This is a genomic window from Acinetobacter sp. LF10 (assembly GCF_048585715.1).
In the GTDB taxonomy this organism is placed as follows: domain Bacteria; phylum Pseudomonadota; class Gammaproteobacteria; order Pseudomonadales; family Moraxellaceae; genus Acinetobacter.
Genome location: NZ_CP184160.1, coordinates 894,324 through 916,414, shown reverse-complemented (window position 1 = coordinate 916,414; position 22,091 = coordinate 894,324). Strand labels below are relative to the sequence as shown.

17 protein-coding genes and 2 pseudogenes are annotated in these 22,091 nt (G+C 37.9%); 12 read left to right on the top strand and 7 right to left on the bottom strand.

What is annotated here, in order from left to right; translation table 11 throughout:
• Positions 1–192 precede the first annotated feature (192 nt).
• Both ACN19N_RS04420 and ACN19N_RS04415 read left to right on the top strand, forming a co-directional pair.
• A complete protein-coding gene (locus ACN19N_RS04420) occupies positions 193–894 on the top strand; it encodes a VIT1/CCC1 transporter family protein (RefSeq protein ID WP_420002040.1) in 702 nt (233 codons plus the stop codon).
• A 118-nt stretch (positions 895–1,012) separates the two neighbouring features.
• Positions 1,013–2,056 carry an NAD(P)H-dependent flavin oxidoreductase gene (locus ACN19N_RS04415; RefSeq protein ID WP_420002039.1) on the top strand — a complete coding sequence of 348 codons (1,044 nt, stop codon included), beginning with the start codon at positions 1,013–1,015 and terminating at the stop codon, positions 2,054–2,056.
• Between the two features lie 43 nt (positions 2,057–2,099).
• Here the strand turns inward: ACN19N_RS04415 and ppk1 are convergent, their stop codons facing one another.
• Both ppk1 and mtgA read right to left on the bottom strand, forming a co-directional pair.
• Positions 2,100–4,178 (bottom strand): polyphosphate kinase 1, encoded by a 2,079-nt coding sequence (gene ppk1, locus ACN19N_RS04410; protein ID WP_269229848.1) that lies wholly within the window; start codon positions 4,176–4,178, stop codon positions 2,100–2,102.
• A gap of 112 nt (positions 4,179–4,290) precedes the next feature.
• The gene (gene mtgA, locus ACN19N_RS04405) at positions 4,291–4,965 is read right to left on the bottom strand and encodes a monofunctional biosynthetic peptidoglycan transglycosylase (protein ID WP_004663315.1); all 675 of its coding nucleotides are present in this window, start codon (positions 4,963–4,965) and stop codon (positions 4,291–4,293) included.
• Positions 4,966–5,037: 72 nt separating this feature from the next.
• On the opposite strand from mtgA, the pseudogene ACN19N_RS04400 reads away from it, so the two are divergent.
• A pseudogene (locus ACN19N_RS04400) lies at positions 5,038–5,862 on the top strand (rhomboid family intramembrane serine protease).
• Here the strand turns inward: ACN19N_RS04400 and ACN19N_RS04395 are convergent.
• Positions 5,859–8,351 (bottom strand): ABC transporter permease, encoded by a 2,493-nt coding sequence (locus tag ACN19N_RS04395; protein ID WP_420002038.1) that lies wholly within the window; start codon positions 8,349–8,351, stop codon positions 5,859–5,861. The pseudogene ACN19N_RS04400 and the gene ACN19N_RS04395 sit on opposite strands and share 4 nt — an antisense overlap.
• Complete coding sequence (locus tag ACN19N_RS04390; protein WP_420002037.1) at positions 8,348–9,052, bottom strand: ABC transporter ATP-binding protein; 705 nt, start codon at positions 9,050–9,052, stop codon at positions 8,348–8,350. Before ACN19N_RS04390 ends, ACN19N_RS04395 begins: the two co-directional genes overlap by 4 nt.
• A gap of 36 nt (positions 9,053–9,088) precedes the next feature.
• Between ACN19N_RS04390 and ACN19N_RS04385 the strand changes: the two genes are divergently transcribed.
• Positions 9,089–9,718 (top strand): arylesterase, encoded by a 630-nt coding sequence (locus ACN19N_RS04385; RefSeq protein WP_420002036.1) that lies wholly within the window; start codon positions 9,089–9,091, stop codon positions 9,716–9,718.
• Between the two features lie 135 nt (positions 9,719–9,853).
• Positions 9,854–10,696, top strand: coding sequence for a hypothetical protein (locus ACN19N_RS04380; protein WP_420002035.1), 843 nt, complete (start codon positions 9,854–9,856; stop codon positions 10,694–10,696).
• A gap of 95 nt (positions 10,697–10,791) precedes the next feature.
• Here the strand turns inward: ACN19N_RS04380 and ACN19N_RS04375 are convergent, their stop codons facing one another.
• A complete protein-coding gene (locus ACN19N_RS04375; protein WP_269229843.1) occupies positions 10,792–11,406 on the bottom strand; it encodes a carbonic anhydrase in 615 nt (204 codons plus the stop codon).
• Between the two features lie 236 nt (positions 11,407–11,642).
• On the opposite strand from ACN19N_RS04375, the gene ACN19N_RS04370 reads away from it, so the two are divergent.
• Together ACN19N_RS04370 and ACN19N_RS04365 are read left to right on the top strand one after the other, a co-directional pair.
• On the top strand, positions 11,643–12,656 hold the full coding sequence (locus ACN19N_RS04370; protein ID WP_420002034.1) for an alpha/beta fold hydrolase: 1,014 nt from the start codon (positions 11,643–11,645) through the stop codon (positions 12,654–12,656).
• A gap of 23 nt (positions 12,657–12,679) precedes the next feature.
• Complete coding sequence (locus ACN19N_RS04365; protein WP_420002033.1) at positions 12,680–13,690, top strand: hypothetical protein; 1,011 nt, start codon at positions 12,680–12,682, stop codon at positions 13,688–13,690.
• Positions 13,691–13,715: 25 nt separating this feature from the next.
• Here ACN19N_RS04365 and ACN19N_RS04360 read toward each other — a convergent pair whose 3' ends face one another.
• A complete protein-coding gene (locus ACN19N_RS04360; protein WP_420002032.1) occupies positions 13,716–15,983 on the bottom strand; it encodes a TonB-dependent siderophore receptor in 2,268 nt (755 codons plus the stop codon).
• Between the two features lie 227 nt (positions 15,984–16,210).
• A complete protein-coding gene (nfuA, locus tag ACN19N_RS04355) occupies positions 16,211–16,849 on the bottom strand; it encodes a Fe-S biogenesis protein NfuA (RefSeq protein WP_004663326.1) in 639 nt (212 codons plus the stop codon).
• 154 nt (positions 16,850–17,003) lie between these two features.
• Between nfuA and ACN19N_RS04350 the strand changes: the two genes are divergently transcribed.
• From ACN19N_RS04350 to ACN19N_RS04330, 5 genes and pseudogenes are all read left to right on the top strand, one after another.
• Entirely contained in the window at positions 17,004–17,621 is a 618-nt protein-coding gene (locus ACN19N_RS04350; RefSeq protein WP_004663327.1) for a rhomboid family intramembrane serine protease, read from the top strand.
• Between the two features lie 132 nt (positions 17,622–17,753).
• Positions 17,754–19,433, top strand: coding sequence for an arylsulfatase (locus ACN19N_RS04345; RefSeq protein WP_420002031.1), 1,680 nt, complete (start codon positions 17,754–17,756; stop codon positions 19,431–19,433).
• Positions 19,430–20,473: a formylglycine-generating enzyme family protein gene (locus tag ACN19N_RS04340; RefSeq protein ID WP_420002030.1), complete on the top strand. Its 1,044-nt coding sequence runs from the start codon at positions 19,430–19,432 to the stop codon at positions 20,471–20,473. The genes ACN19N_RS04345 and ACN19N_RS04340 overlap by 4 nt, the downstream gene beginning before the upstream one ends.
• A gap of 95 nt (positions 20,474–20,568) precedes the next feature.
• A pseudogene (locus tag ACN19N_RS04335) lies at positions 20,569–20,731 on the top strand (hypothetical protein).
• Between the two features lie 213 nt (positions 20,732–20,944).
• Positions 20,945–22,072 (top strand): helix-turn-helix transcriptional regulator, encoded by a 1,128-nt coding sequence (locus ACN19N_RS04330; RefSeq protein ID WP_420002029.1) that lies wholly within the window; start codon positions 20,945–20,947, stop codon positions 22,070–22,072.
• Positions 22,073–22,091: the final 19 nt, after the last annotated feature.

Sequence of the window (22,091 nt, the reverse complement as noted above, 5' to 3'; positions counted from 1 at the left end):
ATACAAAATCAATTTCACACATATAAAAATTTTAAACTATTCACATATCATAACTAAATCATCATCACGCTATCGTTAAAATAAGTTACTTTATAAGTAAGTTAAGTTGATGAATCGTCATAAAATTCTGCTCATAATGATTCATTTATTTGCCCCAATAATTACGTTTACATATATAAAAAGAGAGCCATTATGTCTTTGTCACACCATCAAGAACTCCATGTCATACAACGCTCAGGATGGCTGCGTGCTGCCGTGCTTGGCGCAAATGATGGCATTATTTCTGTCACAAGTTTAATTATGGGGATGGCAGCCAGTGGTGCGAGTTCGCAAACACTCTTGGTCACCTGTATTGCTGGACTGATCTCAGGTGCAACCTCGATGGCGGCTGGAGAATATATTTCGGTTAAATCTCAAGAAGATATTGAAAAATCAGACTTAAAATTTGAGGCAACTGAACTTGAAAAAAATCCACATGCAGAGTTGAAAGAACTGACTGAAATTTATATTTCGAGAGGTCTAAAACCTGAATTGGCACATGAAGTTGCCATACAACTCACTGAACATGATGCACTTGGGGCACATGCCCGTGATGAAATTGGCATACATGAAAATACTGCTGCGAATCCTATTCAAGCAGCGCTCTCTTCTGCTGCTTCCTTTTCATGTGGTGCTGTACTTCCTATGCTTGCCATTTTACTCAGCCCAAGTTCATGGGTCGCTCGCTCAGTTTTAATTACAGGTATCGTCTCACTCGCATTATTGGGAGCGTTATCCAGTTATTTTGCTCGAACATCGATGCTAAAAGGTAGTCTACGTATTACTTTATGGGGTATTTTAGCCATGGCATTTTCAAGTTGGGTCGGCTCATTATTCCATGTAACTGCCATTTAATTCCTGTGTGATTCGGTATTTAAAAAGATTAGTATTCAATAATTAAATACTGATTATTATTTGCAGGGCTTTTTGTTTTTACGTTATGGTGATGGAAAAGCTAAAGAGTATATAAATCATGTCAATTTTAGAATTATTAGAAATAAAGCATCCGATTTTTCTTTCCCCAATGGCTGGTGTGTCAACACCAGAGCTTGCTGCTGAAGTTTCAAATCAAGGTGCTTTAGGTTCTTTGGGACTTGGGGCAAATTCAGCAGAGACAGCAAAACAACAAATTATTAAAACTCAAGAACTGACTGACCACCCTTTTCAAGTTAATTTTTTCTGCCATCAATCAGAACAACTCGATCCAGAAGTTGCTCAACAATGGATTAACTATATTCGTCCTGAGTTTGAAAAATTCGGAGCAGAACCTCCGACTGAATTGGATTGTATTTATCCAAGCTTTTTAGATAATGATGATTTCCTGAATGTTGTACTTGAAACTCGCCCCAAAGCTGTGAGTTTTCATTTTGGAATTCCTCACCCTCATCAAATTCAGGCATTAAAGCAAGCTGGAATTATCACCATGGTTTCTGCAACCAATCTCATCGAGGCTCAGGCAATCGAAGCTGCTGGCATTGATATTATTATTGCTCAAGGGATTGAAGCTGGAGGACATCGGGGTATTTTCAATCAAACTTTTGATGCAGCCATTAAAACCAGTGATCTCGTACAACTCATCTCAACACATTGTAAATTACCTGTCGTAGCTGCTGGCGGTATTATGAATGGTGATCAAGCAAAATCGATGTTGAAATTAGGTGCTGCTGCTGTTCAATTGGGTACAGCATTTGTGCAATGTAAAAGTTCGAGTGCGAATGCAGCCTATCGAAAAGCTTTATTTAGTCAAACGATTACACAAATCAGTTCAAGCTTATCGGGTCGTCCAGCACGTGGTTTAGTGGGGACTTGGCACACACTGATTGACTCACCAAATCGACCTCAAACGCCAGCCTATCCTTATACTTATGATCTAGCTAAACAACTAATGAGCATTGCAAATACCCACCAAGATTTTAGTTATGGTGCATTTTGGGCAGGGAGCAATGTGGCACAAATTAGAGAGTTGGAAGCTGCCGATTTAGTCAATCAGTTGGTCTTAGAAATTAAAACCAACTAATCTATATTTACAAAAAACCGACCTTAAGGTCGGTTTTTTAGATCTATTTAATCGCATCAAGTAATGTGTGTTGCGCGTTGTGCGGTTCCTCACCCTGTGCTGGTTTAGCGCGATCCCAGACACCATCACCTTGTAATAACCACGCTTGCTGATTATCCTTAAGGTAATTCATTAAACCAAGTTGATAAATACGCTTTTTCAGTGCAGGATCTTCAATCGGGAAACATGCTTCTACACGATTAAATAAATTACGGTCCATCCAATCTGCACTTGAACAATAAATACGAGGATTACCATTATTACTAAAATAATAAACTCGTGTATGTTCCAAGAATCTTCCCACAATTGAGCGAACACGAATATTCTCTGACAAGTTCGGAAGACCCGGACGTAAGCAACAAATTGAACGAATAATTAAGTCAATTTGTACGCCTGCTTGCGATGCTTCATATAACTTATTGATGAGTTGTACTTCGGTTAACGCATTCACTTTTACAATAATCTGCGCCGATTTACCCTCTTTGGCATTCGCAATTTCTTCATCAATATAGTTGATTAGTTGAGCATGTAATGTAAATGGTGCATGCAATAACTTTTTCGGTTTTGCCATTTTTCCCATGCCCGTAAGCTCTTGGAAAATTCGATGTACATCTTCACACAAATCTTTATCTGTAGTCATTAGACCATAATCGGTATAAATACGTGCATTGGTCGCATGGTAGTTACCTGTACCCAAATGCACATAACGCACCAATTTATTATTCTCACGGCGCACGACTAAAATCATTTTGGCATGGGTTTTATAGCCGACAATACCATATACAACGACAGCACCCGCTTCTTGCAGCACATTGGCAACTTCGATATTTGACTCTTCATCAAAACGAGCACGTAACTCAATCACAGCAGTGACTTCTTTACCATTGCGCGCTGCTTCGGCAAGGACTTGAACAATTTCTGAGTCTGCACCACTACGATAAAGTGTTTGTTTAATTGCCAAAACTTGCGGATCACGTGCTGCTTCACGCAATAATTGAATTACAGGTGCAAATGACTCAAATGGGTGATGCAATAAAATATCTTGCTTTTGCATCGCAGCAAAAATACTTTCAGTCTTCTTAAATACTTTTGGAACGACTGGTGTATGTGAGTCATAGCGTAAATGTGGACGTTTAAAATTAGAAAGTAATCGCGCCAAATTTACAGGACCGTCTACGCGATAAAGCTGTTCTTCTTCTAAATCAAATTCATCCAACAAATATTCATAAATATGCTTTGGGCAATTATGCGTAACTTCTAAACGTACGGCACGTCCAAAACGACGTGAACTCAACTCACCTTTTAAAGCTTTTGCTAAATCTTCAACATCTTCATTTAAGGCTAAATCCGCATTACGCGTCACACGGAATTGATAACAACCTGTTGCCGTCATACCAGGGAATAGATCTGAAACATGTTCATGAATAATGGCAGATAACATGACATGATGCTCTTTACCATCCGTAAGCTCATCGGGTAAACGAACCACACGGGGTAAAGAGCGAGGTGCAGGCACAACCGCAAGATCAATCTGACGACCAAAGGCATCTTTACCTTCTAGCGTTACAATAAAGTTTAAACTTTTATTGACTAAACGTGGAAATGGATGTGCTGGATCAAGACTAATCGGTGTTAAAACGGGTGCAACTTGTTCTTGGAAATATTTTTTAATCCATGCAGATTGTGCTGGGGTCAATTCGCCACGACGTAAGAAACAAATATCTTCCTCACGCAATTTTGGTAAAATTTGTTCATTTAAAATACGATATTGTCGTTCAATTGCAGCATGTGCTGTTTTAGAAATTTGATCGAGCACTTGCTTAGGGGTCAAACCATCTGGTGTACGACTTTCATTGCCTAAAGTTAATTGCTCCATCATTCCTGCAACACGAATTTCAAAAAATTCATCTAAATTTCTTGAAAAAATAAGCAGGAAATTCATTCTTTCTAATAATGGGTGGAGAGGATCAACTGCTTGCTCAAGTACGCGTAAATGAAAATCGAGAATTGAAAGTTCACGATTTATATATCGATCATTATAAGTATATTCTATTGGCGTTGTTGTCGTCACTGCAGTATTCATACTGAACCTTGTCGCTTTATCATTCATCAAAACACGGTTTAAGTATGCTGCAAAATTATGTCAATTTGGTAAAAAAGCCCAAAAATATTGAGCTTTTTTTAATTTATCTGAATTATTGTGGAATTTGTGTACTATTCATATACCTTAAAATCACACGCTTACGAAACTGTAACTTATGATCATTACGATGGTCTTGATAATACTTAGGATTTGGTAGTAAAGCAGCTAAAAAAGCAGCTTGCTCACGCGTTAAACTTTTCGAGCTCTTACCATAATAAAATTGTGCAGCAGCTTCAACACCATAGATATTTTGACCAAACTCGACCGAATTCATATAAACCTCTAAAATTCGACGTTTTGACCACATACGTTCCATCATCCATGTAGCAACAGCTTCCTGCCCCTTACGAATAAATGAACGCTGATTATAAAGGAATAAGTTTTTTGCGAGCTGTTGAGAAATCGTGGAACCGCCTGCAACGACTTCCCCTTTTTCATTATTACGCTCTAATGCAAATTGAATCCCAGCCCAATCGAAACCATGATGATGAATAAATTTAGCATCTTCAGCAGCCAAAATTGCATGCTTAAAGTTATCACTAATATCATCATAATCACGCCAGTCTTGTTGAATTGGCTTAAAGTCAGTCAGGTAATCCCAACGCATAAACATCGTTGTTTCAACAGGCTGCGTTCTCCACCACACCAAGCTACTAAAAATCCAAAGCTGAATGAGAAGAATGATACCGATAATCAACATCACTGCACGTGCTAAAAAGGCTTTCATTAAAGCGCATCACTCCTTGGGCAACAAATTCATGCTAAGCTATTTTTATATCGTAATAACTTGCATAAACATATGACTGAAACCACTCCACCACAAATTACTCAAAAGTTGCAAATACAGATATGGTGGTTTACAGCATTATTAATTGCCATCAATGTTGGTTTATTTGGCTGGCAAATTCTTTCAGGTGTGAATATTACCGACCCTTCCCCTATGGATGCAATTACTTGGGGAGCAGATTTTACACCACTCACCTTCTCTGGACAGCCCGAACGTCTGTTTAGCAGTATGTTTTTCCATTTCGGTCTGATCCATTTAATGCTGAATATGTGGGCACTGTATATTTTCGGGAGTGTTGCTGAACCACTTTTTGGTCGTCGTTATTATATTGCGCTGTATTTTCTCGCGGGTTTAATGGGTAGCGTTCTTTCCAGTTATCTCAGTATTCGAGACGGTTATGAATTATTACAACATTTCGATCGCCTTGCGGGACTTTAATCGTCCCTCATTCCACATATCAGTGCTGGTGCATCTGGTGCAGTGATGGGTTTAGGTGCTGCACTCACAACTGTTTCTTTATTTCCACCTTTGCCCCAACAACGTTTTTGGTTAGATAAAAAGTCATTATTATTGATTATGGCTATCAACCTTGCCTTTGGTTTTACTGTTTCAGGTATTAATAATGCAGCACATATCGGTGGAATGATCATGGGTGCTTTACTTGCAGGCTCTTGGTATTTCAGTCATAAAACTCAGCATCCAGTTATCTTACAAATCATTGCACTGGTTTTAGCTAGTTTATTAACGCTCGGATTTTATGTTTACTGTAATGAGTTAAGCACAGGACTTCATCCCTTATGGAGTGAAATCCTGCGTCAAAACCAGTTAAGTTTTTAAGATTGGTTCATCTCTCTCAAACTCTGTAACGGTGGAATATCACATAAATAACTGAGTCGGTATCGACCAATCAACATACATAACAGCATCATACTGAGCGGTAAAATTAACCAAATTTCAGGATGAAATTGAATTGCCATTTGCATCTTGTAACTGGCAATCGCACTAATCGCTTCAGCAAAAAGGCATGCCACAATTCCTGCCACCAAGCCAATAAAACCGATTTCTAAACTGAGCATCTGTTTTAATTTATTTTTTGCGACACCAAAAGATCGTAATAATGCCACTTCTTTACGACGCTCATCCATTAAAACATTTAGACAAGCAATTAAAACCAAGATACCTGACAAACCAACCAATATTGCCAAGACTGTCACCACCTGAACCAATATATTCATTAAACGTTTCACTTCATCTAAAACACGCCCCACATCAATAAATACAGTATTGGTAAATTGTTCAATCAAGCGTACCATTTTCGGCTGATCTGCAGTAGGAACATAAAAACTGCCTAAATAGCTTCCTGCATTTTCATCCATGGTTTTGGGCGAAAAAATAAAGAAAAAATTAGGGCTAAAACTCTCCCACTCAACTGAACGTAGGTTAATCACTTTGGCATTCAATGATCCTTCAGCTAAGCTAAAGCTCAGCTGATCACCGACTTTGATCCCTAACTCAGTAGCCAATTTTTCTTCTACCGACACTTGTCCAACTTGGGTAAACTTTGGATTCCCTTGAGTAATAAGATTATCTTTTGGATAAAGTTCCGCTTGTGTCAAATTCAACTCACGCCGTAAAGAATTATTTTGTTGAATCAATTCAGTGCTAAATGCCTGTCCATTTTTAGCAACTAATCGCCCCCGAATATTGGGATAAAGAGGCGTCGTTTGCCACTTATTCTGCTCAAGCTGTTGTTTGAACTGTGGCATATCAAAAGGAGGTAAACCATAGACGAATTGATTCGGTGTACCTTCAGGCAATTGCTGCTGCCAACGCTCTAATAAATCCGTTCTTAAAACACTTAGAACCGTTATTAAGCTGAGACCTAATGCAAGTGCTGTGATTTGCAAGGCTGTCTGATGTGGGATTCGAACATAAGCAGATAAGGGATGTTTCAACTGCTTAATTGCTCTCAGTAATGACCAAATCACAGCAAATAGAGTCACACAAAGTACTAATATGGCAGATAAGACCAATAAGCTTAATTTTAAATTATCACTCAGCACCAAACTAAATATGACCAAACTCGCAATACCGACACTAAACATCATGATATAGGATTTACGTGAACGCTCTTGCTGACGAATAACACGAATTGGTGGCGTATTCAGTAACTCCCAAATGCTTGGCAAAATGAAACCAATTAACACCATAACACTAGTAAAAATTGCAATGGGTAATGCTATAAGCAAATCAGCAATAGCAAAGCTGAGTTGTAATTGTGGAATCAGTTGCAACATCAATTGCAACAAACCATATCCCAACGCAATTCCGATTAAGCTTCCAATCACAATTGATAAGGCACTGACAATCGCAAGCAATATCATATAAGCGACTAATATCTGTCGTTTACTCGCACCGAGACAACGCATCAAAGCAATATGATCCTGATTTTGTTGCACATAACGTTGGCTAGTTAAAGCAATCGCAATCCCACACAACAGAATCGTTAAAAGGTTGGCAAGCTGTAGAAAGGTATCCAGATTTTCAATGGGTTTCATCAAACGAGTATTGGATTGACTCGCATCACGTAGTTTCAATGAACTTTGTTCACTATTCTCTGCTTGCTGACCACGATTTTGATCAACTTTGGGATCAGATTCATGCTTGGTTTCTTGTTTAAAAACGGTCTTAAATGTTTCAACTTGTTTTGGCTCACCCGCCATCAACAGACGATAATCAATCCGACTCCCAACCTGAATGGCATTGGTTTTCGCAATATCTGCTTGATGAATAATCACAGTTGGAGAAAAACCTGAGAAGCCCAATTCCTGATTAGAATCATGCTCAATGATACCTGTGACCTTAAACTTGCCATCAGCAATTGCAACCTGATCCCCCACTTTTACTTTTAATAGATCAATTGCTCTTGGACTTAACCAAACTTCACCTTGTTGAATAGATTTCGCTCTCGGTTGGATCTCTAATTTACCACGTAGCGGAAAATGTTCATCGACAGCTTTGACATTGACCATCACAAATTGATCTTGGGTATGTGCCATTGATCCAAACAAAGTGACAGGTGTCTGTTTTAGATGAAGTTGTTGGGCCTTTTGTATCCACTTTGATTGGATAGGGTCATTATCAGACAAAACTAAATCTGCACCCAGCATTTCAGCAGCTTGCAATGAAATGGCATTTTGAACTTGAGTATTACTAAATTTTAATGCGGTGGTGGCACTGATTGCCAAAGACAGAGCAATGATCAATAAATACAATCCTCCTGTACGGAAGCTTTGCAAAAGCAGTGGCTTGAGGACTGAACTCATACGCCCTCCTGCACTTTTACAATTTCTTGGATTTGACCATCAAGCAATTTGACATGTCGTTGACACAAGGCTGCCAAACTTTGATCATGCGTTACAAGAATTAAAGTTGTTCCTAACTCTTTGTTTAAATCAAATAACAGTTGCTCAATTTCTGCTGCGGTTTGCCCATCCAGATTACCTGTCGGTTCATCTGCAAAAATAATCTTAGGCTCAGCAATTAAGGCCCGTGCAATTGCAACACGTTGTTGCTCACCACCCGATAAAACTTTAGGCGTTTGCTGTGCTTGGCGAACTAATCCAACACGCTCTAGCCATTGCAATGCCTTTTTTTCAGCTTGCTTAAAATTGAAATCAGGTTGAAGACGTAAGGGTAACATCACATTTTCGAGTGCACTAAGCTGTGGTAAAAGCTGAAAAGATTGAAACACGAAACCAATGTTTTCTAAGCGAACTTGAGCACGCTGTTCTTCAGTTAAAGTATGCACCGCTTGTCCACAGACCCATAACTCGCCAATACTTGGTCGATCAAGCGTCGCTAAAATGCCTAATAATGTTGATTTTCCAGAACCTGAACGCCCCGTAATCGCAATCTGTTCCCCCTGATAAATATCTAAATCAATATTTTTCAAAATGGTTAATGTTTGCTGATTAATGTGGATATTTTGTGTAACTTTTTGGGCAGAAATAATCGGTTGTGGCATGATGTCACGTATCCTTTAGGACAAATTTGAAGTGCAATGCAAATATCTAAAGTTTTATTTTCGCTATCCAAAACATTTGGAATCATCACGATTGGCGTATTACCAACACTCGTTTCAGCAAAGACTATTTTAATTTTGGGTGACAGTCTCAGTGCAGGTTATGGCATAGATGCCAAACAAGGCTGGGTAAACCTATTACAACAGCGTTTAGATCAACAGTATCCGAAACAGCATAAAGTGGTCAATGCAAGCGTCAGTGGTGAAACTACAAGTGGTGCTTTGGCAAGATTGCCTAAATTATTACAAACTTATCAGCCTGAAATTGTTGTAATTGAGTTAGGTGGAAATGATGGCTTACGTGGTCAACCGCCCCAAATGATTCAAAAAAATTTAGCACAATTGGTACAACTCAGCCAAAAACAGAAAGCTTCAGTTTTACTGTTCGGTATGAAAATACCACCAAATTATGGAACAGCCTATAGCACAGCTTTTGAAAATAATTATAAAGTTGTAAGTCAGCAATTTAAAATCAAATTACTTCCCTTCTTCCTCGAAGGTGTCGCGGGACATAAACATTTAATCCAAAATGATCAAATTCACCCAAACGCCAAAGCCCAACCTATCCTGTTAAATTTGGCTTATCCCTATATTAAAGGGGCGTTGTAAATATCAAATTCTGCCGTATTGCATTAATCAAACGATTGCTATCATTTCCTACAGGGATAAAATCTCAGTTAAAATCATATCGTTAACCAGTTTAGCATTTCGTCCTGCAAGTGTGTAACGAGGCAGAGGTTTTTTATGAAAGCATTAAATGAGTTGAAGAAGTTATTAAAGGCATATAAATCTTATAGTTTTGAGGGGATGAATGATATTTTAGAATTAAATAAAAAATATGTTTTAGATGCTTTAAATAGTAATAATATTCTTTATGAAAATAATGTGGTTGGTATATCCGTATCATTTGCACAAATGGCATTTAAGGAAATAGAAAGTCATAATTTAAATCCGCATGCAATAAATCATTTGAACCTTTCATTGATGTATATGGAGGTTGCTGTTGAGTTACAGCTAAATGATTTTAAGAGAAATCCTATCGATAAAATGAATGTACATGAGTTTCAAGGATATTTCTCAAGTTTCTCAGCCTTACTTTTCTGGGCTATTTTACTTGATAATAAGAATTTAGCAAAAAAAATGGCTAGACAAGTCGAATTTTGCTTAAAGCAAAAGGCTATATCCGATTTCCCTCTAAGCTATGATTATTTCTCTTTGTGGTCTTATTATCATTGGATTAATGAAGCTTTGCCTTTTGAGCTACCTATGAAAGGTAGTTTTCAATATTTAACAGAAAATTGGTCTAAAGACTCCATATCTTTGTCTCCTTCTTTGATAGAAATATCGGAGTTACATTGTGAAGAATTGATTGATAATGATAAACGTGAGTATCCTCCAAAATTTATTAGTCCTCCTTTCACTTTGTTGCCTTTAGAAATACATGTGATTAATAAATTACGTTTATTAGATGGTTTAGATCACATAGATGTGGATCATCCTTTGATGAAAACACACACAGCACAAATTAAAAACTTTGAAATTTTAGAAGATGAATTGCTCGAAAGGATTCAAATTAATCTGTTGTAAACGATTAGAGCTATTTAAAATAGTAGATTAACTTTTTGTTAATCTACCGAGTTTTTTTCATTAACGGAACGATGAACATCGTTCCCTATAGCATTTTAAAAATCAAAGAATGTCACTTCACCTGTCTCAAGCGAATATTCTGCCCCAACCACGATCATTTTACCTTTTTCAATTAAGTTTTCTAACACGGTTGATCCATGACGTAATTGATTAACAGAAGCAAATACATTTGAGCGAACTGCATGTGCAGATAATTTTTTCAAATCATCTTTTAAGTCAGTTTGCATCAAAATTTCTACTGAAGGACGTACTCGGTTCACAATCGACATCAAATTTGATGACGGCGGTTGATCAGGATTCATTAGAGTACCAATGGTTGCTTGAATTGCACCACAGTGACTATGACCTAATACGACGACGACTGCACAATCATAACGCTCTGCTGCAAATTCAACGCTACCAACCTGAGAGGGTGCAACAATATTTCCAGCAACTCGGATAACGAATAAATCACCTAAACCTTGATCAAATACCATTTCGGCAGGTACACGCGAATCAGAACATCCTAAGACGATAGCAAAAGGATTTTGTTCACTTGCCATTTCAGCACGCTCTTGGTGAGTGAGCAATTTTTGCTGGGTCGTTTCCCCTTTAACAAAACGAGCATTACCAGATTTTAAACGTTCTAAGGCTTCTTGAGCGGTGAGCATGCGTACATCCATCTATGATTGACATGAAAAACTAGTTTAATGTGGGGATGCTAGATTGTCACTGACAAAAATAAAAACTCTCAGACAATTGAGTGTCCTGATATCAAGAAAAATAATGGAAAAATAATCATTTCATTGGCAAGAATTTCCATACATCTGTAGATTATGCAAATGACTCCACTCCAAACTTCTACAATAATCAATTGGTTTAAAAATAAATCAAGGATAGAACAATCATGACCAAAACACTGTTTTCAACACCATTCCGAAAAACGATCACTGCCACTTTGCTCTCATTCAGCTTAGCAACAATTGCTGTAAGTTCTACTCAAGCTGCTGAAATAGAAATGAGTTTTCAAAACTTATTACAACAAGAACGTACTTGGGCTGGCTTACAAACCAAGACATTAAAAGTGGGCGATATTACGTGGTCATATAGTGAAGGTGGTCAAGCAGGAAAACCGATCGTCATTTTAATTCACGGTTTAGCAGGTAGTCGTGATAACTGGAATCGTGTCGCACATGCATTAACGGCAAATTACCATGTTATTATCCCTGACTTACCTGCAAGTGGCGAAACGCAAGTTCCTAAAGACTTTGATTATTCAGTTCCGAATGTGACTGAAAAATTACGTCGTTTTATCGAAGCCGCAAATTTGACAGGTCCAGCACATATTGCAGGTCACTCACTTGGTGGATCGATTGCAATGCTATACGCAGGTCAATATCCTTTTGAAACGAAAAGCCTATTCTTGGTTGATGCGGCAGGTGTATATAAGTCAGCAACAACACCTTATCTCAAAGATCCGAACCATGTGAAAAATATGATCGTCAGTAAAAAAGGTGACTTTAATTTCTTGATGCAACAGGCGATGTATGCTCCGCCATTTATTCCAAAAGAAATTGCTCAAGCACAGGAAAAAATGATGATTGGTCAAGTTGAGCAAACACAGAAGATGGTAGATCAAGTGATCGCACTCAATAAATTGTTTACTCCAGATTCTTTTGCTCTGCTTGCAAAATCAATTGATGCTCCCACCCTGATTTTATGGGGTAAGCAAGATAAAATTATTAATGTCGAAGTAGCACCTGAGTTAAAATCATTATTGAAAAATGCGCAAGCACCTGTGATTTTAGATAATGTGGGACATATGCCAATCTTGGAAGCAGATCAATTGGTAGTTCAACAATATTTGCCATTCTTGAATAAAGTGCAAACACAAAAGCCTGCAACTGCACCATCTCCATAAGTTTAGTAAGAATTTGAGGTTTTATGTCTAAACATCCAATGATAGAACAGCTAATTGATGCACAACTTGATTTTTTAGATCAAGAGTTTTCACAATCAGAAACCATTCAATATGAGTTTAAGCAATTCTATCATTGGTTACGCTTGCAACAGCTACAACATATTTGGTCATTTGAACAGATTTTTAAACTGATCGAGAAACAAATTCTCGCTACGCCAGCCAGTTCATTTTTAATTGAGCAAATTGCTGAACATATTCGTTTCGCTCTCATTCATCCACTCAATGATACCACCAGGATTGAAGAGGTTATTCCTGTATTGACCATCGACTCAATTGCACAATACGTCGCAGGAAAAGCTGGACATCGGCAACGTTTAATTCAAACTATCGTCAATAATCCAGCCTTTTCAGCCTTGATTACGCAGCTTATCCAGCATTCAATTCAAGATTATCTAGATAATTCAGTCATGTCTAAACGTGTTCCTGGTGTGGGACATTTTATGAAAATGGGCAAATCCGTTTTAGAGTCAGTCACAGATTCAAATCTCAATGAAACCATTGGACATTATTTACAAAAGAATATTTTAAAGATCAGCCAAATGAGTGAAAGAGTTTTAAATCAACATTTTAATGATGACAAGCTCTATCATTTCCAAGCGAATATTTGGCATAAAATTAAACTCATGCCGATCTCAGTATTGCGCCATTATTTCGAAGTCCAAGACCTACCGACAACAGTTGGGATGGGTCATGAAATTTGGGATCATATTCGCCAAACCCCTTACTTAAAACAGCAGATTCATGATGGAGTCTATGCGTGGTACGCAAGAAACCAAGAGAGAACTTTCGATTTGTTACTCCGTGATCTAAATATTGATGAAGATTTAATTCAGAATGAATTAAATAACTTAATCACGCCCGTGCTACAGCAAGTGATTCAAACTGGATATTTAAAACAACGTGCACGTGCACATCTAGAAAAATTTTATTACTCAGAACAAGTCAATGAAATACTAAAAAAACAAGGCACTTAAAGTGCCTTGCTTTATCGTTGTTTGCTTAGAATGAATATTTTAAACTTGCATAATAAGCCCGACCCGGTTCGTTATATGTTTGACTGATTGAGTTACTATCTCTTAAAATTTGTTTATCAAATAAATTACTTACACCAAGACGAGTGCTGAATTGACTGTTAAATTTATAGCCCATATTTAAACCGACTAAGCTATAACTTTTTACATCACTTGGCTTAATCGCACTACTTGTACCACCTGAACCCACACCTGCTTCAATCCTATTTTCTGCGAATTGACGTGATTTTTGACGACCATATTGAGTGTAAACAAAATTCACATCCAATTGATCCGTAATGTCATAATCGAAAATTGAGTTAATCGTATACTTTGGAACAAGTGACAAAGGATTTCCCGTTTTCTTATCCTTAGAGTCCATCATATAAGTGAAATTGTTGGTCCAGCGGATATTGCCATAATCTAGTCCTAAACTCCCTTCAAACCCTTGAATCAATGCCTCTGGTGTATTATCCCAACGAAGAATATTCCAAGTCGTTTGCGTAACCCCTCCATTTGCACTTGTACTTGAACCATTCACAGTCCCAACAATGTCTGTTCCAGCAACAATCTTATTTTTATAATCATTACGGAACCAAGCTAAGCTAGCATTCACAACATCTTTTTGGAATTGAATCCCAATTTCTTTGTTGATTGAAGTTTCTGGTTTTAAATCGCCATTACCTTGTAATAAACAGCGCGAAGCAATATTTGCTGGACAACCATTACCATTGGTACTTAATAAATAACCTTCAGCATTTTGGTACATATTCGGGGCTTTATAGGCTTTGGCAATCCCCCCTTTCAAAGTAAAATGATCATTTAGTTTTTGCGTTATGTTTAAACTTGGACTCCAGTTTGAGCCTGATTTACTGTGATCATCAAAACGTAAACCGACCACAACATCGGTCATATCTGTAAGTTTGAAATTATCTTCAATATATGCCGATGCAATTCGTGATTCCATTTTACTACGATCACCTTTAGCAAGCTGATCTCCATAGCCAGCACCACTTTGATCCTTGCCTTGTATTGTAGAAGTCCGATCAGTGAATTTATCTTCCACCCATTCGACACCTAAGGTCAATGCTTGGGGTAGATAATACTCAAGTGGAATATTTAGCTCACCATTCAATCTAAAAGTGTCTAGTTTAGATGTAACACGATCATTTAAATTATTAATTTTTCCTTCAACACTTCCTGCTAAACCCTCTGGAAGTCTTTTATTACGTGTTTTATCGTACTGCGCAACCAATTTGCTTTTGCCCCAATCCCAATCTCCTTCATGAGTTAGCGCCAAGCTATCTCGATACATGGTATTGGTTTCTTTCCCGATAAGTTGAGAAAGAATTGGATCGGTTTCTGCATTTGAATTTAATTGAGAGTCTCCAGAATAAATATTGCCTTGGCGACCAGAAGAAATATCAAGCAATACTGTTTGTTCATCAGTTGCTTGCCAAGCTAAGCGCCCAGCAATATCTTTATTTTTAACCCCTTCTCGACCAGCAGCCTGACTGCCAATTGATTTATTAATATCTACTGCATCTGCATCAGTTTTATTGTAATTACCATATAAACGATAAGATAAAATGTCTTTAATGATTGGACCACTTAGATTGAAACTTGCTCGAGTAGAATCGCCTTCTTTTGAATCTTCAGGTTGATTGCTATATAGCTCAATGGAACCATGTGTGTCATTCGTTACTTTCTTAGTAATAATATTGACTACACCACCCGCCGCTCCAGAACCATAACGAGCTGCTGCTGGACCTCGTAAAACCTCAATAGACTCGATTGCTTCTACTGGCACCCAATTTGAATCTCCCCGTGTGTCACGCTCTCCTTTCCAACCATAGCGTACAGAGTTACGTGAGGAAACAGGCTTTCCATCAATCAAAATGAGTGTATTCTCAGGCCCCATACCACGAATATCAATTTGACGATTATTTCCACGCTGACCTGTTGCACTATTCCCTGTTAAGTTAACACCTGGCATACGACGAACGTATTCAGAAATATCATTACGTACTGGAATTTTTTCTAAATCTTCGGCAGTGATCTTAGAAACTCCGAGAGATTGTTTAATTTGTTCCTCTGCTGTTAGAACAATTGTCTCTAGTTTAACAACATCGTTTTCATTTGATTTTTCAACCAATCCACTTTGATTAACTGTAGTTTCTGCTGCATATGCAAACGTCATCATGCCACTCAGAATCGAAGTCGCGAGTAATGTATGGCGTGCTATTTTATTAGACATATTCCCACCTAATTAAGATAAATCATAAGATTTGCTAAAAAACTACGCTAGATTCTAACAAAGAAACAATAAAACTCAATATAAATGATAATAATTATTATTTGTATTTTCATTATTTTATTTAGCTCAGACATTCATGAACATAACGATGAAATAAAATTTGATTAAATGAATAATAAAAAAAGCCCTATTCAGGGCTTTTATAATGCAATAAATTTCAAGTTTTATTACTTGAAGTACGCACCTTCTGATTGAGAGTGATCAGTTTGGTCAACCACACGCTTTAATTCTGGAACATGCTGTTGTAATGTCGTTTCAACACCTTGTTTAAGGGTAACATCAATTGCTGAGCAACCTTGGCAACCACCACCAAATTTTAATACAGCAGTAAGCCCATGCTCAGGATCATCTTTCACTTCAACTAAACTACAATTACCGCCATGACCTTCTAAACCTGGATTGATCTCAGATTGTAAAATATAGGTAATTCGTTCTTCAATTGACGCATCTGGGCCAACACGCGGCACTTTCGAATTTGGTGCACGGAAAGTTAATTGACCACCAAAACGATCTTTGTTGTAGTCAATGACAGCATCTAATAAATATGGAATGGATGGTGCATCAACATAAGCAGGAAAATCAGGATATTCCTGTTTGTAGTCTGTTGGTACCACTTCATCAGGTGCGCTATATGCCATACAACATTCTGCACGCGGTGTACCTGGATGCTCTACAAAAACACGAACGCCAATCCCTGGAGTATTTTGCTTTGATAATAAATCACTTAAATACTCTTGCGCAGATGGAGTAATCAAAAGGTTTGGGATTTCTTCTGCAATGGCAGTGTTGGTGTTCTCAGTCGACATAACAATATTCCTCAAGCTGATGTCGTTATCTTAACCGAAGATGGAGTGTAATAAAAAAAAATCAACCATTTTTGTAGGAATTCTATGCAAGATCATTGTTTATTAAGTTTTTGATGGCATTATTGCTAAGACACTGATCAATTTTAAAACATTTATGTTACATCTACCCTTTAGTCATACTGTGACACTGATCATCATTACAGTTGCGATTTCCTTGTTAGCCTTCTCAAATCAAACGGTGATGAATCGTTTAATTTTTTGGCCACCTGCACTGCAACGTGGACAGTATGACCGCTTTATCACACATGGTTTTGTTCATGCTGATGGTACTCATTTACTCTTTAACATGATCACACTGTTCTTCTTTGGCAATATTATAGAAAGCTTTTATCGTCAGTTTTTTTATGACACAGGCTTTGTCTTATTTTATCTAGGTGGGTTAATTGCAGCAATTTTACCAAGCTATTTAAAACATCGACATGATATTCGTTGGGCAAGTTTAGGTGCGTCTGGTGCTGTTTCTGCAGTATTATTTGCTTATATTCTGTTTCAACCATGGAAGCTCATTTTCGTTTTCTTTATTCCCGTTCCTGCGATTATTTTTGCCATTTTATATGTCGCTTATAGTATTTGGTCTGGCAAAAGAGGCAACACAAATATCAACCATAGTGCTCACTTATGGGGAGCAGCGTATGGTGTTGTCATGACAATTTTATTAGAACCTAAAGTGCTGCCGCACTTTTTAAATCAACTCACTCAAATACCATTTTAATTTTTATCATACATGCCCCTTTTTTGGGGCTTTTCTTTTTTTTAGATTAATAATCAAATTTTAATTATTTTTATCATAAAAATCATCGCTCTAAACTCGCCATAATTCTTCTATAAAATTAAGTCGATTCTAATGTCTCGTAACAGTCTCCTTAGCACACTTTCTATTGCATTATTTAGCTTGTCAATTTCAGCTTGCAGCAATGATTCTGATAATTCAAATACTGTGGTTGAAACCAAGAAGCAACCCAATATTTTGTTCATCATGGCAGATGATTTGGGCTATTCCGATTTAGGCGCTTTTGGTGGGGAAATTCATACACCAAATATTGATGAACTAACCCGAGCAGGTCGTATTTTAACGGATTATCATACTGCCCCGACCTGCTCACCAACACGCTCGCAATTGATTTCGGGGACTGACCATCATCTAGCGGGAATTGGTGCAATGGCTGAACTCACACCTAAGCATCTAAAAGGTCAAGCTGGTTATGAGGGCTATTTGAATGAGCGTTCTCTCTCTATTGCAGAAGTATTGAAAGACAATGGCTACCGAACCTATATCAGTGGTAAATGGCACTTGGGTTTAACCGATGCAACCAATGCACATGCCAAAGGTTTTGATCATTCATTTACCCTATTACAAGGCTTAGACCTACATTTTAAACAATCACCGAATGCCTATAAGCGTAATGCAACTTATACAGAAGACGGCAAACAAGTTTCGATTTCATCCTTACCTGATGATTTCTTCTCTACCAACTACTTCACCGACAAACTGATCAGCTATCTAGAATCAGGTAAAAACTCAGGCAAGCCGTTCTTTGCCTATGCTGCTTACACCGCACCACATTGGCCTTTGCAAGCACCCGCTGAATATCGTGACCGTTATCGTGGGGTTTATGATGCAGGCTATGATGTAATCCGCGATGCACGCATAGCCCGTCAAAAACAACTCGGATTAATTCCAGCAAACTTTAAAGCAGCTGAACCAATCGCCACACAAAATGTACCGCAAAAATATGGCAAGTGGAATGAGCTTTCAACTGAGCAAAAAGCTTTAGAAGCGCGCAGAATGGAAATCTATGCAGGCATGGTCGAAAATTTGGATGCCAATATTGGTCGTGTGATTCAATATCTGAAACGTAATAATCTATATGACAATACCTTAATCTTCTTCGTTTCGGATAATGGTGCAGAAGGCTTTATTCGTGGCAATTATGGAGCGGAATCAGGTTTTGATAACAGTACCAGTAATGTCGGTGCAGCGAACTCTTATCACTATGTTGGACCACGTTGGGCAGAAGTCAGCGCTGCGCCATTTCATTTATGGAAAGATACAGCGGGCGAAGGTGCAACTACCGCACCTGCAATCGTGAAACTACCCTACCAAACCAAGGCTCAAGCCACGCATCATGGTTTTGCCTCAGTCTTGGATGTGTTCCCAACCGTGCTCGACTACGCAAATATTGCCGTCCCACAAGGTCAATACAAAGGCCGTCAAATCAATACGCCAAACGGTTATTCATGGAAACCTGTACTCGACAATAAAGCCCAAGCCATTCGCCCAGTGAACTTTAATTTCGCAGATGAACTACATGGTAGTAAATATGCTCGTCAAGGCGACTGGAAAATTGCATTACAAGGCAAATCAGAGCTAGGAACTGGGTCTTGGGAATTGTATAACCTCAAAAATGATCGAGGTGAAACGCAAAACCTTGCTCAGGATAATCCAACCAAATTACAAGAACTTGTCACGGTATATAACCAATACACCCAACAAAATGGCGTCAAGGAATACAACATTAAATGAAGTTTATTTTCTTATTCGCATCAATCTGTAGCCTGTCCCTTGTGACAGGCTGTAGTAAAGTTACGCCTGATAGCCGTCATCCACATACCCAAACCACGACACAGACACAGACACAGACACAGACACAGACACAGACACAGACACAGACACAACTTGGCACATTACAACAATGCCAACAATATTCAGGCTTACCCAATGCATGGCAAAACAGTAAAACCTCTGGGATGGTGTGGGTTCCTAAAGGTTCGTTTCAACTGGGTTCAAATCTTGCCTATCCTGATGAATTGAATTTTGGCAAACCACAACGTCAAGTAGATGGTTTTTGGATCGACCAAACTGAAGTGACGGTTGCCCAATTTTCTAGTTTTGTGAAAGCTACAAACTACATCACCGATGCAGAAAAACAAAAACAGGCTGCGGTATTTTCACCGAATGTGAACACTCCAAACCAATGGTGGCAACTCAAAGCAGATTACACATGGAAAAATCCTAATGGTGCAGCAGGTCAAGCCCCTCTTCCTTCTGAACCTGTTCGCTATGTCACTAAAAATGATGCTGAGCACTATGCTGTTTGGTTAGGTCGGGATTTACCTACTGAGCAAGAATGGGAATATGCCGCCAAAGCAGGTTCGAAAAGCGATACTCCTTTACACCAAGCGCCACAAGATACACATCAACATCCACAAGCCAATTATTGGCAAGGTGAGTTTCCTTTCCAGAATAGCGTTGAGGACCATTTTCAAAGTGTGGCGCCTGTCGGCTGTTATCCTTCTAATGCTTTTAAGTTATTCGATATGATTGGCAATGTCTGGGAATGGACCTCTTCTGCTTATCACGGCGCACATGATCAACACATGGGTAATTATGCGGAACTGCGTCAAAAAAATAGTACCGCAACGCAATATGTACTCAAAGGTGGTTCTTTTCTATGTGCCTCCAACTTTTGCGCCCGCTATCGAAACAGTAGTCGTTATCCACAAGAGTTTGATTTGGCAGCAACCCATGTGGGATTTAGAACTATTTTACGTACAGTCGAATGATTCAAATCTCTATTCAAAACATGCGTCATTACGCTAGTCGAAAAGTTTGGATCAATTTAAAGTAAATAAGAAAGCAATAAAAATAGGATGTAATGATGAAAATAATACCGCTTTGCTTCAGTACTTTAATCACATTTAGCTTATCTGCCTGTGCAGTGCATACTCCTCATGGCAGTGTGGATTGTTGACCCAGACAATCACCATGATCGTCATGGTGATTTTTGTCCTCCAGGACAGGCTAAAAAAGGACGTTGTTAAATTCAATCTCGCCTAGGCTTTGATAAGGCTTAGGCATTTTTATCAAACCGTAAAGTTTATTCAATTTTTTCTTTCAATTTTTTCTTTCAAATGATTCATCTCATCAAATTGTATAAATAAAACTAGAATATATTTCAGTTACTGATTTCATTTAATTAAAACCCATATAAACTACATGGAAATGTATTCTATTTATTTTAATGAGATTTTTGAATGGATCTAAGCCAACAAAGCACTGTCATGGAAATCTTAAATAAGGTGCAGCATGCTGATGATTGGATTATTTTATTAGAACAACTGAATCAACATTTTAATCTACAAGCCTCTCAACTACTCGCAGTTGATCTTGAAGTACAAGCGCTATCTTTTAGTGTTCATCATGGCGTTGATTTTGATGAACATCAACTTGAACAAGCCGCACTAAAACAAATTCGTTTAGATATAGATGATGATCCTCGCTTAAACAAAATGTTAGTGGCTCCAATGCAAGGTTGGATGCATTGTTTTCAACATTTCACAGAAGATGAAATTCTTCAAACTCAAGTCTATCAACAAGTATTAAAACCTCTAAATTTACGTTTTTGTTCAGCAATACAAATTCTTTATGATCATAAAGTTTGTATCATACTTTCATTTTTGACTAGCCCCGAACGAGGTGCTTTGAGTTGTTCTGAATTACAACCGATTTATGAATTATTACCGATACTACAGCAGAAAATTCAACAATATCGACATCATTTTGAATACTCGACAATGACCTTACTCGGGTCACAATTAATTCAAAAAATGAATCAGCCAATTGCGATTATTAATTTGAATGGAGATATTCTTGAATTAAATACAGAAGCAAAACAGCTATTGGAAAATAGTAAACTGATCCAAATCAGACAACGTCGTTTTGTATTTAATGATAGTAGCCAACAACAATTTGAGTTAAACCTGATTGAGCTAGAACGCCAACATAAGCGCCATCATGACTTAAGCTACGCTGAACGTAGCAAAATTATGATGGTTGATGATCATTTATTCTTAACACTGGATTTATTAAGTCCAGAAAAAACTCACAAGATTTTTGGTCTACGTCCAGTTTTACTCGCCACATTTTCTGGTTTAAAACATAAACCTAAATATCAACGAGAAATATGTACTCAGCTTTTTATGTTCACACCTGTAGAACACAAAATATGTGAGCAATTACTTGAGGGTAAAACCACCAAAGAAATTGCTCTCTCACACGATATTCAGGCTGATACTGTCAAAAAACATCTACAAGCGATTTTCAAGAAAACCAAAACGCATCGGCAAAGTGAGTTAATTCAATTATTGATGCAGTTTTTATAAGCATGTAAAGATCAAAGTT